The organism is Caulobacter sp. 05L422 (genome assembly GCF_056397765.1).
Genome location: NZ_JBFTOB010000029.1, coordinates 15,116 through 29,318, shown reverse-complemented (window position 1 = coordinate 29,318; position 14,203 = coordinate 15,116). Strand labels below are relative to the sequence as shown.

Below are 14,203 nucleotides of genomic sequence, written 5' to 3'. Positions count from 1 at the left end.
GATGCGCGAAGCTTGAGCTCTAGGGGGATAGAGCTGGAGCCCGATGATTTCGGACACGGAATCCCAGCTTCGACGTCTACCTGACGATCCGGTTTCCGGAGCGATCGCGTTCGGCCGCCTGCGCTCCGCCGCTTCTGTCCTCGTTCTGACCCTGGCTTCGAGCCTGGCCCTGGCCGGGCAGGCCGATGCGGCGCCGGCGCGTTTCCGCTTCAACATTCCCGCCAAGCCCAGGTCGGAGGCGCTGATCGACGTCGGCGTCCAGGCACGCGTCACCCTCGGGGGCGCCTCGTCGTGCCCGGGACGCAGCGCGGCCGTCGTCGGCGTCCTGACCCTGCGCCAGGCGCTCGACGCGGTGACCGCCGGCGGGCCGTGCCGGTTCGAGGTCCTCGACAACGCCACGGTCAGCATCCTGCCGGCCCAGGTCCCGCCCGCCCGGCCCGCGGCGCGCGTCAAGCCGCCGGTCGTCGCCCAACCGGCGCCGGCGGCCGTCCCGACCCTCGATAGCGTGATGGTCACCGCCACCAAGCGCCCGACCCGCCTGGGCGCGGCGGCCGGCGGGGTCAGCGTGATCGGGGCGGCGCGGTTGCGCGACACCGGCGCGATCGACACCACCAGCATCTCCCAACAGACCGCCGGCTTCATCACCACCAACCTCGGCGCGGCGCGCAACAAGATCATGCTGCGCGGCCTGTCGGACGGCACCTTCACCGGCCGCACCCAGCAGACCGTCGGCACCTATCTCGACAACATCCCCCTGACCTACAACGCCCCCGACCCGGACCTGCGCCTGCTCGACGTCGACCGCGTGGAGATCCTGCGCGGACCCCAGGGAGCGCTTTATGGCGGCGGATCGCTCAGTGGGGTCTATCGGATCGTCTCCACCAAGCCGGTGCTGAACGCGTGGTCGGGATCGGTCCTGGCCGGCGCGGCCGCGACCGAGTCCGGCTCGCCCAGCAGCCGCCTGGAGGGCGTGCTCAACCTGCCGGTGGCCGCCGATCGCGCCGCCCTTCGACTGGCGGCCTACAGCGACGTGGAAGGCGGCTATGTCGACGACGTCAATCTGCGCCTCTCGAACGTGGACCGCACCACGCGCACCGGCGGTCGCGCGGCCTTGTCGGTGGTGGTCGATCCGGACTGGTCGATCCTGGTGTCCGGCGCGCGCCAGGACCTGCACGCCACGGACAGCCAGTACACCACCCCCAGCCTGGGCGGGCAGAAGCGCGCCAACCAGGTGCGCGAAACCCACGACAACGTCCTGCAGCAAGGCGCGGTGACGATCACCGGGGCGGGGGACTGGGGCCGGTTCGTGTCGTCGACCGGCTATGTCCGCCACCGGTTCGCCAGCCGGTTCGACGCCACCGCCGCGCTGAACGGCGCCGGCTCGCCTTCGCTGGACGTCGGCCTGTTCGACGAAGCCAGCAAGGTGCGGCTGCTGGTCGAGGACGCGGTGCTGTCGTCGCCCGACACCGATCGCTTCCGCTGGCTGTTCGGGCTCTACGGCCTGGCCAGCTTGGAGGACAGCGACGGCGAACTGCGGGCGCGCACGCCCTACGACCCTTCACGCCTGATCTATCTGGAGGCCCGCCGCGATCGGCGGCGCGAACTGGCGATCTATGGCGAGACCGCCTACGACCTCGGCGGCGGCTGGACCGCCAGCCTGGGCGGCCGGGCCTTCCGCAGCGAGGTGCATACGACCTCGATGGTCGAGGCGCCGGCCCCGGGCCAGTCGCGCGAGCTGGACCGGCAGGCGCGCTTCACGGGCATTTCGCCGAAGTTCTCGCTTCAACGGACCTGGAGCGGCGGCGGGCTGGTCTACCTGCTGACCTCGGAAGGCTATCGTTCGGGCGGCTTCAACTCGGGCGGCCTGATCGCCCCGTCGGCCCTGCGCGCCTCGTTCAAGCCCGACCATCTTCGCAACTACGAGATCGGCGCCAGCCTCCGGCCCTGGGACGGGCGGATGATCCTGCGCACCGCCCTGTTCCATGACGTGTGGAAGGACATCCAGACCGACCAGTATCTGACCCCCTCGGGCCTGTCCTACACCGCCAATGTCGGCGACGGGCGCAACACCGGGCTGGAGGTCGAGGCGACGGTGCTGGCGGCCCCGGGCCTGACCCTGGAAGCCAACGCGCTGTTCAATCGTCCCCGCCTGAGCCAGGTGGATCCGAATTTCGCCTCGGCCGCCCAGAGCGAGCTGCCGGGCGTTCCGGACGTCTCCGCGGGAGCCATGATGCGATACCAGACCGCTCTGGCCGCGGACCGGCAGCTGGTGCTGACCACCGAGCTGGAATATGTGGGCCAGTCGCGCCTGACGTTCGACCGGCGGCTTTCCCCATCGATGGGCGGCTATGTCACCGGACGCCTGTCCGCCGAACTGGTGACGCGGGACTGGAGCTGGACCTTCGCGGTCACAAACCCCGCCAACGCGTCGAGCGACACCTTCGCCTACGGCAATCCGTTCAGCTTCGGCCAGGTGCGCCAGGTCACGCCACTGCGTCCCCGCACCTGGAGCGTATTGATTTCGCGCGCCTTCTAGGCTGGAGTTAGCCGGAACAACGAACCTCGCGCCACGCGCGAACGCGAAAAAAGTTCTGAGGTTCCCTGATTTCCGCGACGTCTATTTCTCGACGGGGGCGCGCACGTAGGGCCGTCCCCAGGTCGGGGAAATTCCATGTCTGTCCTGTCGGGGCTTGTCTGCGTCCACAACGAAGAGGCGCGTCTGGCCGACTGCCTGCAACGCCTGGCGTTCTGCGACGAGATCGTCGTGGTCGCGGACCGCTGCACGGATCGCAGTGAAGCCATCGCCCGCAAGATGGGCGCGCGGGTCGTCTCGGGCATCTTTCCCGTCGAGGGCCTGCGCAAGGCGGCGGGCGTCGAGGCCTGCCGCGGCGACTGGATCATGGAGCTGGACGCCGACGAGGCGGTGACCCCGGCCCTGGCGCGGGAGATCCGCGAGACCGTCGCCCGTCCCGACGCCGGCGACTGGTACCAGGTGCCTGTGGACAACTTCGTGGGCGCGCAGCTGGTGCGCCATGGCTGGGGCGGCTCGTTCGGCGCCTCCTCGGTGGCCCGGCTGTTCCGCAAGGGCGTGAAGACCTGGAAGAGCGAGCGGGTCCATCCCGGCACCACCTTCACCGGCGTCTATGGCGGCCGGCTGAACAACGCCATCCTGCACAAGGTCGACGACGACATCGCCGACATGGTCCAGCGCCTGAACCGCTATACGGCCCTGCGCGGCCAGGACCTGGCCGACAGCGGCAAGATCAAGAGCCTGTGGGACGACCTGTTCCGGGGCGTGCGCCGGTTCTACAAGTGCTACGTCTCGCGCAAGGGCTACAAGGAGGGCGACATGGGCTTCCTGATCGCCGTCATGGCGGGCCTCTATCCGCTGCTCTCGAACCTGAAGGCGCGTGAAATCCGGACGCTGAACGGCATCCAGGCCGAACGTTCCGCCGGAGGCTCCGTGATCGGCCTGGGCCTCGAGGAGACTCGGCTGGGTCATTCGGCCTAGACGTTCGTCATGCCGTTGCACCGTCTTCTGATCGCGACCCTGATCGGGCCCGAACTGGCCCGCTGGAAGGCCGGCGGCCACGCGCCGGTGTTCTGGTGGCGCGACGACGACGCGCGTCGGTCCACGCCGGCGCTGGATCGACTGCTGGCTCTGTCTGTCCGCTTCGAGGCGCCGATCACCCTCGCGGCCGTGCCTGACGGCGACATCGCGGCCCTGGCCAAGGCCTGTCGCGGGGTTCCCGGCGCCGAGCTGGCGATCCATGGGTTCCGGCACGAGAACCGCGCGCCGCCGGGCTGGCCGTCCGGCGAGGTCAACGACCTGGATCGCCTGGCCGACGTGATGTCCGACCTGAGCACCGCGATCGAGGTGTTTCGCCGGGCTGGCGTGACGCCGCGCCTGTTCGTGCCGCCCTGGAACAACGCCCATCCGCTCCTGAAACAGGCGCTGGGCCTGCGGGGCCTGGCCCTGTCCTGCTACGGCGAGCCGCGTGGCGAGGCCGACCGCCTGGACGCCCACCTGGACGTCATGCGCTGGAAGCCAGAGCCGCGCTTCCGAGGCGCGGTCCGGTTCCTGCTGCGAACCCGCCGCCTGCTTGCCGAACGTCGACGCAAGGGCGCGTGGGATGAACCGCTGGGCCTGCTGACCCACCATCTCGACCACGACGAGGGCGCCTGGAACTTCCTCGAGGCGTTCCTGCCCGTCGCCAAGCCCGTCGCCCGCGCCGCCATGGGCAAGCCGGCGGCCAAGACGGTCGCCGCAGTCGGCCAGGTCGCGCTCAAGGCGGGCTAGGGCCGGCGGGTTCTGGCAGCCGGCGATCTCTCGCGACGCCAAAATTCGACATGACGAACGGACGCTCGTCCCGGCGAGAGGGTAACCGCGTCTCCGTCCCGACCAACTCCCTTCAAGCCCGGAGACCGTTGTTCTACCAGCTTGGCCACAACATTCACGCACGTGATAGTGAGTGTTGACAGGAGTCGATCTCAGGTGCAGCTTCGCGGGGTAGCGTCGGCATTCACGATCGACGCACGGGGAGAAAGCGCATGAAGGTAATTCTTCTCGCGTCGGCTTGCGCCGCCGCGTTGGTGTCGACGTCCATGACCGCCCAGGCGCAGACCGCGTCCCCGGCAGCCCAGGACAAGTCCGCCGCCCAAACCGACACCACCCTGCTCAACGAGGTCGTGGTCACCGCCACCCGCCGCAACGAGCGCCTGCAGGATGTGCCGCTCAGCGTCACCGCCTTCTCCCAGAAGGACCTGACGGCCAAGGGCATCGTCGGATACGAGGGCCTGGCGCGGGAGACGCCCGGCGTCGTCCTCAACAAGCCGACCGCCAACTTCAACAACTTCACCGCGCGCGGCATCGCCACCAACGGCTACGGCGCCAACCTGCAGAGCACGGTGGCGATCTATATCGACGAGCTGCCGATCTCGACGATCGGCAACACGACGGTGCTGGATCCCAATCTGTACGACCTGGAACGGGTCGAATTCCTGCGCGGTCCGCAAGGCACGCTGTTCGGGTCGGGTTCGCTGTCGGGCGCGCTGCGCATCCTGACCAAGAGCCCCGACCTGGACGAGTACGACGCCTCGGCCCTGGTCGACTTCGGGCTGACCGGGTCGGATTCCCTGCGCCAGCGCTACAACGGCATGGTCAATATTCCGATCATCAAGGACCAGCTGGCCCTGCGCGTCGTCGGCTTCTACCGAAACGAGGAAGGCTACGTCGACAACCTCGGAACCGGCATCCACAACTCCAACACCCTGGTCGACGGCGGCGGGCGCGGGACCCTGCTGTGGAAGCCGAACGACCGCCTGTCGGTCAAGCTGCTGGCCTCGTACGAGAAGAGCAATCCCAAGGACTCCTCGCTGATCATCCCGTCGCTGGGCCGCAACAAGCGGATCAGCGACCGGCCCGACCTCTTCGTGGGCAAGCTGACCAGCTACAACGCCACGGTCGACTACCAGTTCGACGGCGCGCACTTCACCAGCTCGTCGACCTATTCGAAGTTCGACCAGAAGTTCTGGGTCGACCTGGCCGGCACGTTCGGCGCCGCCGGGATCGCCTTCGGGCTGGACGCCAACGGCTACCAGAAGACCTTCGTCGAGGAGGCGCGCTTGGCGTCGGATCCCGGCGGCAAGTTCGACTGGGTGGTCGGCGGCTTCTATCTCGATCGCCGATTGGACGTGGACTACTTCTACCGCTCCTCGCCGCAGTACCTGGCGTCCCACGGCATCACCGGCCTGCCGGACGAGTACTATCAACGCCAGTACACCCACATCAATTCGCACGAACTGGCGGGTTTCGGCGAGCTGACCTACCACATCAACGACAAGCTCTGGCTGACCACCGGCATGCGCTACGGCGGCACCGACGCCCAGGGCTTCACCGAGGGCGGCTACAACAGCGCCTATCTGACCTATGCGATCTTCGGCATCTCGGGTCCGCTGGCGATGGTGCCGATCCCGGCGGCGACGGGCGTCAAGGCCAAGGCGACCAAGCCGTCCTACAAGGTCAGCCTGTCGTACAAGCCGTCGTCGAACCTGACCACCTACGCCACCATGTCCACCGGCTTCCGCACCCCCGTGGTCAACGCCTTCGCGGGCCGCCCCAGCGTGGTCAATCCCAACGACCTGATCATCCCCTACGGCGCCTCGTCGGACGACCTGACGAACTACGAAGTGGGTCTGAAGGGGCGTTGGTTCGACGGCGCGCTCAGCGCCAACCTGGCGGCCTATGTGATCGACTGGAGCAACATCCAGGTCCAGGCCAACCGCGTCTCGGACTCCGTCCAGTTCGCCACCAACATCGGCGGGGCGAAGAGCACGGGTGTGGAGTTCGAAGTCGTGGCCATACCCGCGACGGGCCTGACGGTGGGGCTGAACGGCTCGTTCAACGACGCCAAGGTGACCAAGCTGACGCCGGCCGAGGCGGCGATCTCGGGCGCGGTGGACGACGCGCGCCTGTCCGCCCCGCACTTCCAGGGCTCGATGTACATCAACTACGGCTTCGACCTGTCTGCCAAGGCCAGGGCCAACGCCTCGGTGGTGTTCCAGCACGTCGGAAACTATCCGGGCTCGTTCCCCAACGTGCCGGGGCAGCCGGGCGTGGTCAGCCCGACCTACGGCTTCACCGACGCCTATGAGAACGTCAACGCCACGTTCGCGGTGGCGATGGATAAGCTGACGGTCGGCGCCTATGTCGAGAACATCTTCGACAACCACTCGATCACCTATGTCCACCCCGAGGCGTTCCTCGCCAGCCGCTACGCGACCCTGCGGCCGCGCACGTTCGGGGTGCGCGTGGGCTACGACTTCTAGATGACGGACGCGGGCGTCGTCGTCCTGTCCCCGGCCGCGCCTTCCGCGCGGCCGGGGAGGGGCGCCCAGGCGCACGGCGCGATCAGGAGGCACCTTCCGATGTCGTTGTTTCCCAAGGCGTTGATCCTGATCGCCGCGCTGTTCGTGGCGGCTCCCGCGCTGGCCCAGCCTGGACCCGTGGTCCAGGCCCCGGCCGGCGCCGTCCAGGGCGAGGCGATCGGCGATCTGAACGTCTTCAAGGGGCTGCCCTATGCGGCGCCGCCCACCGGCTGGCGGCGTTGGCGTCCGCCGGCCGAGGCGCCCGCCTGGAAGGGCGTGCGCGACGCGACCAAGTTCGGTCCGGCCTGCTACCAGCCCAGGTCACAAGCTGGCAGCAGCATCTACGCCAACGATCTGGGGGCGATGAGCGAGGACTGCCTGTCGCTGAACGTCTGGACCCCGGCCAAGGCCCAGAAGGCGCCGGTGCTGGTCTGGATCCACGGCGGCGCGCTGGTGACGGGCTCCAGCAGCGAGGCGGTCTATGACGGCGCCAAGCTGGCGAGTCAGGGCGTGGTGGTCGTGTCGATCAACTACCGGCTCGGCGTGCTGGGCTGGCTGGCCCATCCCGGCCTCAGCGCGGAATCGCGCGAGGGCGTCTCGGGCAACTACGGCCTGCTCGACCAGATCGCCGCGCTGCGCTGGGTGAAGGCCAATATCGCGGCGTTCGGCGGGGATCCCTCGAACGTCACCATCGCGGGCGAGTCCGCCGGGGCGCTCAGCGTCATGTACCTGATGGCCGCGCCTCAGGCGCGCGGACTGTTCGCCAAGGCGATCGCCCAGAGCGCCTACATGATCTCGACGCCGCAACTGCGGGCCGGCGCGTTCGGCGACTATCCGGCCGAGACGGTCGGGACCTATGTCGCCTACAAGCTGGGCGCCAAGGACGTCGCCGCCTTGCGGGCGATGAGTCCCGGGGAGATCACGGACGCGGCCGCCAAGGCCGGCTACGCCCCGTTCGGCACGGTCGACGGCCGGGTGCTGCCCCGCCAGTTGGTCGACGTGTTCGACCTGGGCGAACAGGCCCGCGTGCCGATCCTGGCCGGCTTCAACAGCGGCGAGATCCGTTCGCTGCGCGTCCTGGCCCCGCCGCCGCCCGCCGACGCGGCGACCTACGAGGCCGAGATCCGCAAGCGCTACGGCGACCTCGCCGACGCCTATCTCAAACTCTATCCGCCGACCGACCTGGCCGAGAGCGTGCTGGCGACGCCGCGCGACGCGCTCTACGGCTGGACCGCCGAGCGGCTGGTCGCCAAGCAGACGGCCGCGGGGGCGCCCGGCTTCCTCTATCTGTTCGATCACGGCTATCCGGCCGCGGACACGGCGGGCCTGCGCGCCTTCCACGCCAGCGAGATCCCCTACGTCTTCGGCACGGCCGACCGGACGCCCCCGGCCTGGCCCAAGGTTCCGGCGACGGCGGAAGAGGCTGGGCTCTCCGACGCCATGGTCGGCTACTGGACCGCCTTCGCCCGCGACGGCGCACCCAGCGCGGCCGGCCAGCCGGCCTGGCGTCCCTATGGCGAGGGCCGCGCCTACATGGCCTTCGCCGACGCGCCCAAGCCCGGCGCGCACCTGATGCCCGGCATGTACGAACTGAACGAACAGGTCGTCTGCCGACGCCGCGCCAAGGGCGGCGTGCCCTGGAACTGGAACGTCGGAATCCTTTCGCCGCCGCTGCCGCCCGGAGATCCTCGATGCTGACGGCGACGATGCGATCGTCCGCCTGCCGCACATGCCTCTGGCGTCCATCGGCAAGATCGACAAGATAAGACCAAGGTTCGAATTCGGAGGCGGGTAAGGTGTCCCGCCCAGTCGACCTCGCCCAAGCTGAGACGGAAAGAAGCCTAGTGTCCGAAGACGTGAAACCCCGGCCGCGCTCCACCAAGGCGGAACAGCGCGCCGAGACGATGGAGCAGATCCTCGACGCGGCCGAATACCTGTTCTCCAAGCACGGGCTCTACGGGGTGACGCTGAAGGACGTGGCCAAGCGGGTCGGCGTTCACCACACGCTGCTCAACTACTATTTCGAGGACAAGCAGAAGCTGTTCGACGCGGTCTTCGCCCGCCGGGCGGTGATCACCAACGAGCGGCGGATGAAGGCGCTCGCGGAATACGAGGCGGCGACCGGCGACAAGCCCACGGTCGAGGGGGCGCTGCGCGCGTTCCTGGACACCGACCTGGACCTCTATACCGAGGGCGGCGAGGGCTGGAAGAACTACGCCGCCCTGGGCGCCCTGGTCGCCAACACGCCCGAATGGGGCGCGGCCCTGATGGACGAGCACTTCGATCCCGTCGTGCTGCGCCTGATCTCCATCCTCCGGAAGGCGTTGCCCGGCTGCAGCGAGGCCGACATCTTCTGGGGCTACCACTTCGTGACCGGGGCCCTGATGCTGACCTTGGCGCGCACGGGCCGCATCGACAAGTTGTCGGGCGGCGTGTGCCGGTCCGACGACTTCATGGCCGTGAAGGAGCGCATGGCGTCGTTCATGGCGGCGGGCTTCCTTCAGGTGTGCGGCAAGGGCGCGCCACAAGCCTAGAGGGATCAGCGGGCGCTGGATTTCTGGCGGTACCGCGCCAGGTCCAGGCCGTGGCGCTCGACCTTGTCGTAGAAGGTCTTGCGCGGAACCTTCAGGACCTCGAGGGCCGTGCGGACGTCGCCCCCGCAGGCGGCCAGCGTCTCCTCGATCAGGTGGGCCTCGTAGGCGGCGATGCGCTCGGGCAGGGGCGCCGGCTCGTCCAACGCATCGCCGGCGGTCGCCGCCAGGCCCAGGGCGACCCGCTGGGCGTAGTGGCTCAGCTCGCGCACGTTGCCGGGCCAGTCGTGGTTGAGCAGCCGCCACCGGATGGCGTCGTCGACGGCGGGCGGCGGGCCGCCCAGGCGCTCGCACGCCCGCGCCAGGAAATGCGCGAACAGCAGCGGCACGTCCTCCCGGCGCTCCCTGAGCGGCGGGATGCGGATACGCACGACGTCGAGGCGATGGAACAGGTCCTGGCGGAACGCGCCGCTGGCCACCGCGTCGATCAGGGCCGGCTTGGCCGCCGCCACCACCCGGATGTCCAGCGTGTGGACGCGGTTGGAGCCCAGCGGCACCACCTCGCGCTCCTCGAGCACGCGCAGGAACTTGCCCTGGGCGTCGGGCGCCAGGGTCTCGATCTCGTCGAGGAACAGCGTGCCGCGGTCGGCCTGCTGGATCCGCCCGACCCGCTGGCGCACCGCGCCGTTGAATGCGCCCAGCTCGTGGCCGAACAGCTCGCTTTCCAGGGTCGAGGCGGGCAGGGCCGCGCAGTCGACGGCGACGAACTCGCGGTCGCGTCGCCGACCCCAGTTGTGCAGGGCCCGGGCCGCCAGCTCCTTGCCGACGCCCGTCTCGCCCTCCAGCAGGACGTCGACATCGGCGCTGGCCAGCTGGCGCAGGGTGGACCGGAGCCGCTCCATCACCTGGGTCTGGCCGATCAGGGGCCAGTCGGACTGGGCCGCCTCGGCCTGGGTCCGCAGGTAGCGGTTCTCCAGCACCAGACGGCGCTTCTCCAGGGCCCGCCGCACGCTGCTGACCAGCCGCTCGGGCGCGTAGGGCTTGGGCAGGAAGTCGTAGACGCCGTCGTGCATGGCCTCTACCGCCTCGGCCACGTCGGCGTGGCCGGTGATCAGGATCACCGGCAGGTCCGGATCCTGGTCCTTGAGCCGACGGAACAGCTGGCGGCCGTCCATGTTGGGCATGCGGATGTCGCTGATCACCACGCCCGCGAAACCTTCGGGCAGGACGGCCAGGGCCGCCTCGGCCGAGGCGAACTCCAGCACCTCCAGGCCGGCCAACTGCAGGGTCTGGACATTGGCGCCGCGCAGGGCGTCGTCGTCGTCGATGAAGGCGACCTGGTTGACGGAAATCTGCATCTAACGCGCCTTGGACAATGAAATGACGAACCGCGCCCCGACCGGGGCGTCGGGATCCAGCGACAGCTCGCCGCCGAACTCGGCGACGATGTCGCGGCTGATGACCAGGCCCAGGCCCAGTCCCCGGGGCTTGGTGGTGGCGAAGGGGGTGAACAGCGTCTTGGCGGCTTGCGGCGCCAGGCCCGGACCGTTGTCGGCGATCATGATCCGGATCTGCGAGCGCCGGGCCGCGACCTGGATGGCGATCTCCGGATCGGCCGCCCCTTCCAGGGCTTCCAGGGCGTTCTGCAGCAGGTTGACCAGCACCTGCTCCAGCCGGAAGCGCTCGGCCATGACCAGGGCCTCCTCGTCGGCCTCGCGGCGGACGATGCGGACGCCGGTCTGGCGGAGGCGGGGCCCGACCAGCAGCAGGGCGCCGTCGACGGCTTCGCGCACCGCGACCGGGGCGGCCGGCGCGCTGGTCTTGCGGGCGAAGGCGCGCAGCTCGTCGGTGATCAGGCCGATGCGGTCGGTCAGGCCCGAGATCAGGCCCAGATTGCTCTTGGCGGTGTCGGGATCGGCGCGGTCCAGGAAGATCGAGGCGTTGTCGGCATAGGCGCGGATCGCGGCCACCGGCTGGTTGATCTCGTGCGCCACCCCGGCAGCGATCTGGCCCAGCGTCGCCAGCTTGTTGGACTGGACCAGCTCGTCGCGCATCAGGTGGACGTGGGCCTCGGCTCGTCGGCGCTCCTCCATCTCGACGGTCAGGCGGCGGTTGGACTTGCGCAGCTCGGCGGTGCGCTCCTCGACCCGGGCCTCCAGCTCGGCGCGGGCGGCTTCCTGGCGGGCGGCGCGGAGGCTGGCCTGGCCGCGCCAGCGCAGCACCGCTCCGGCCACGCCGCAGATCGCCAGGCCGACCAGCAGGGCCACGGCCCGCGCGCCGGCCACCGCGCCGCTGAGGATCGAACCGGTGGGCGTCAGGGTGAAGACCGTCCAGCCCGACGCGCCCAGGTCGGCGCTGGCCGCCATGTAGTGGGCGGGCGGCTGGCCGGGCAGGGCGGTGGTCGTCAGGCGCGGCGGTCTTCCGGCGACCGTCGGAGGACGCACGTCTAGCAGGTTGAACGGCGCTTCGCCGAACCGATGCTCGGCGCGCAGTCGCTGCTGTTCGGACTTGGGCAGGGGCGTCAGGGTCGAGAAGCGCCAGGCCGGCACCGACGTGACCAGGATCACGCCGCGCGGATCGGCGGCGAAGGCCGGCTCGGCGGCCGACCAATCGGCCTCCAGCGCCTCGAACTCGACCTTGACCACCACCACGCCCAGCATGCCGTCCGGGCCGTCGATCCGCCGTGACATGAACAGGCCGGGACGACGGCTGACCGTGCCCAGGGCGAACAACTCGGCCACCCCGGCCGCCCGCGCGTCGCGGAAGTAGGGGCGGAAGCTGTAGTCGGAGCCGACGAAGCTGGTCGGTTCGCGCCAGTTGCTGGCCGCGATGGTCATGCCCTTGGCGTTCAGGACGTAGATCACGGCGGCGCGCGTGCCGCCGCTGAGCGTCTCGAGCTTGCGGTCCAGCGCATCGATCCCGCGCGCGTCGGCCGCCCGCAGCACCTGGGCGACGTCGGGGTCCTGGGCCAGGACGAAGGGCAGGGAGCGGTGCTTGGCCAATTCGCTGCGCAGCACCGCCGCGTGCAAGGCGGCCGAAGCCTGGGCCTGGCGGGCCAGGTCGGCGGTCGCGCGACGCTCGGCGACCTCGCCGGCGATCCACAGGGCCGCGCCCAGCAGGACGGCGCAGACGCCGCAGAAAACCGCCCAGCGACGGACGATCGGGTCGGCCGGATTCGGCATGGCGGGTCTGTTCATCGGCGGCGCTTCGGCAAGATGTGCGGATTTTCGCACAAATCACAAAATCCTGGGCGGAAAATCGCCGCCCGTGGGGCGGCCGAGCTAAGGGCGCTTTCGATAAACATCAATGAAAACAAACGAAAGAAGCTTCAACCTGGCGTGCTTGCGCCGCTTCTTCGCAACAAGGATCGTCTAACCAAGCGTCTTCGCAAAGGGACGCGGGATGGAAACGCGGCCACCCGGCCGGCCAAGAGGCGCCAGTGAAGACGATCAGCCCGACCGCCCCTGCGCGGCCCACGCCGTTCTATCGGCACCTGTACTTCCAGGTGCTGCTCGCGATCGCGGCGGGCGCGGCTGTCGGCCACTACTATCCGGGGCTGGGTGAAAGCCTCAAGCCGCTGGGCGACGCCTTCATCAAGCTGGTGAAGATGATCATCGCGCCGGTGATCTTCCTGACGGTGGTGACCGGCATCGCGGGCATGCGCGACCTGGACAAGGTCGGCCGCGTGGCCCTGAAGGCCTTCGTCTATTTCCTGGTGTTCTCGACCCTGGCCCTGATCGTCGGCCTGGTCGTCGCCAACGTCGTCCAGCCGGGCGCCGGCATGAACATCGACCCCGCCACGCTGAACACCACCAAGATCGCGGCCTTCGAGGCCAAGGCCCACGACCAGACGATCGTCGGCTTCCTGATGCACATCATCCCGGACACCGTGGTCAGCGCCTTCGCCGAGGGCGAGATCCTGCAGGTGCTGTTCTTCTCGATCCTGTTCGGCCTGTCGCTGGCCATGGTCGGCGATCGCGGCCAGCCGGTCCTGACCGTGCTGGAGGCGACCGCCGAGGCGTTCTTCCGCCTGGTCCACGTGCTGATGAAGGCCGCGCCGATCGGGGCGTTCGGGGCGTTCGCCTTCACCATCGGCAAGTACGGCATCGGCTCGATCGCCAATCTCGCGCTCCTGGTGGGGACCTTCTACCTGACCTCGCTGTTCTTCGTGATCGTGGTTCTCGGCCTCGTGTGCTGGGCCAACGGTTTCTCGATCTTCCGCCTGATCCGCTACCTGAAGGCCGAGCTGCTGCTGGTGCTGGGCACCAGCTCGTCGGAAGCGGCCCTGCCTAGCCTCATCGAGAAGCTCGAGAAGGCCGGCTGTCCCAAGTCGGTCGTCGGGCTGGTCGTGCCGCTGGGCTATTCGTTCAACCTCGACGGCACCAACATCTACATGACCCTGGCGGCCCTGTTCATCGCCCAGGCCACCGGCGTGCACCTGTCGCTGGAAGACCAGGTGCTGCTGCTGGGCGTGGCCATGCTCAGTTCCAAGGGCGCGGCGGGCGTCACCGGCGCGGGCTTCATCACCCTGGCGGCCACCCTGTCGGTGGTGCCGTCGGTGCCGGTGGCCGGCATGGCCCTGATCCTGGGCGTCGACCGCTTCATGTCCGAGTGCCGCGCCCTGACCAATTTCACGGGCAACGCCGTGGCCACCATCGTGGTCTCGCGCTGGGAGCGGGGTCTGGACGCCGACCAGCTGCGGGCCGCCCTCAATCCCAAGAAAGCCGCCAAGCTGGCCGCCGAACAGGCCGCGTCGGCGATCCCGGCGGCCGGCAGGGCCCGGCCATAGGCCAAACTTTCAACCT

General features: G+C 69.3%; 9 protein-coding genes. 7 read left to right on the top strand and 2 right to left on the bottom strand.

The window, feature by feature from the left end; translation table 11 throughout:
- The first annotated feature begins 43 nt into the window (after window positions 1-43).
- From AC1DMQ_RS23140 to AC1DMQ_RS23115, 6 genes are all read left to right on the top strand, one after another.
- A complete protein-coding gene (locus tag AC1DMQ_RS23140; RefSeq protein ID WP_477035886.1) occupies window positions 44-2,536 on the top strand; it encodes a TonB-dependent receptor in 2,493 nt (830 codons plus the stop codon).
- Between the two features lie 135 nt (window positions 2,537-2,671).
- The gene (locus AC1DMQ_RS23135; protein ID WP_477035885.1) at window positions 2,672-3,511 is read left to right on the top strand and encodes a glycosyltransferase family 2 protein; all 840 of its coding nucleotides are present in this window, start codon (window positions 2,672-2,674) and stop codon (window positions 3,509-3,511) included.
- 9 nt (window positions 3,512-3,520) lie between these two features.
- Window positions 3,521-4,300, top strand: a complete 780-nt coding sequence (locus tag AC1DMQ_RS23130) for a polysaccharide deacetylase family protein (RefSeq protein ID WP_477035884.1) — start codon at window positions 3,521-3,523, stop codon at window positions 4,298-4,300.
- A gap of 251 nt (window positions 4,301-4,551) precedes the next feature.
- Complete coding sequence (locus AC1DMQ_RS23125; RefSeq protein ID WP_477035883.1) at window positions 4,552-6,828, top strand: TonB-dependent receptor; 2,277 nt, start codon at window positions 4,552-4,554, stop codon at window positions 6,826-6,828.
- A gap of 99 nt (window positions 6,829-6,927) precedes the next feature.
- Complete coding sequence (locus AC1DMQ_RS23120) at window positions 6,928-8,565, top strand: carboxylesterase/lipase family protein (RefSeq protein WP_477035882.1); 1,638 nt, start codon at window positions 6,928-6,930, stop codon at window positions 8,563-8,565.
- A 146-nt stretch (window positions 8,566-8,711) separates the two neighbouring features.
- On the top strand, window positions 8,712-9,401 hold the full coding sequence (locus tag AC1DMQ_RS23115) for a TetR/AcrR family transcriptional regulator (RefSeq protein WP_477035881.1): 690 nt from the start codon (window positions 8,712-8,714) through the stop codon (window positions 9,399-9,401).
- Between the two features lie 5 nt (window positions 9,402-9,406).
- Here the strand turns inward: AC1DMQ_RS23115 and AC1DMQ_RS23110 are convergent, their stop codons facing one another.
- Together AC1DMQ_RS23110 and AC1DMQ_RS23105 are read right to left on the bottom strand one after the other, a co-directional pair.
- A complete protein-coding gene (locus AC1DMQ_RS23110; RefSeq protein WP_477035880.1) occupies window positions 9,407-10,756 on the bottom strand; it encodes a sigma-54-dependent transcriptional regulator in 1,350 nt (449 codons plus the stop codon).
- On the bottom strand, window positions 10,757-12,595 hold the full coding sequence (locus tag AC1DMQ_RS23105) for a sensor histidine kinase (protein WP_477035879.1): 1,839 nt from the start codon (window positions 12,593-12,595) through the stop codon (window positions 10,757-10,759).
- A 242-nt stretch (window positions 12,596-12,837) separates the two neighbouring features.
- Here AC1DMQ_RS23105 and AC1DMQ_RS23100 point away from each other — a divergent pair, with 242 nt between their 5' ends.
- Window positions 12,838-14,187 (top strand): dicarboxylate/amino acid:cation symporter, encoded by a 1,350-nt coding sequence (locus AC1DMQ_RS23100; protein ID WP_477035878.1) that lies wholly within the window; start codon window positions 12,838-12,840, stop codon window positions 14,185-14,187.
- The last annotated feature ends 16 nt before the right edge of the window (window positions 14,188-14,203 follow it).

Excerpts from the sequence above, each read along its gene's own strand:
- AC1DMQ_RS23105 (WP_477035879.1), bottom strand. The coding sequence starts at position 12,595 with ATGAACAGACCCGCCATGCCGAATCCGGCCGACCCGATCGTCCGTCGC.
- AC1DMQ_RS23130 (WP_477035884.1), top strand. The coding sequence starts at position 3,521 with ATGCCGTTGCACCGTCTTCTGATCGCGACCCTGATCGGGCCCGAACTG.
- AC1DMQ_RS23135 (WP_477035885.1), top strand. The coding sequence starts at position 2,672 with ATGTCTGTCCTGTCGGGGCTTGTCTGCGTCCACAACGAAGAGGCGCGT.
- AC1DMQ_RS23120 (WP_477035882.1), top strand. The coding sequence starts at position 6,928 with ATGTCGTTGTTTCCCAAGGCGTTGATCCTGATCGCCGCGCTGTTCGTG.
- AC1DMQ_RS23110 (WP_477035880.1), bottom strand. The coding sequence starts at position 10,756 with ATGCAGATTTCCGTCAACCAGGTCGCCTTCATCGACGACGACGACGCC.
- AC1DMQ_RS23140 (WP_477035886.1), top strand. The coding sequence starts at position 44 with ATGATTTCGGACACGGAATCCCAGCTTCGACGTCTACCTGACGATCCG.
- AC1DMQ_RS23125 (WP_477035883.1), top strand. The coding sequence starts at position 4,552 with ATGAAGGTAATTCTTCTCGCGTCGGCTTGCGCCGCCGCGTTGGTGTCG.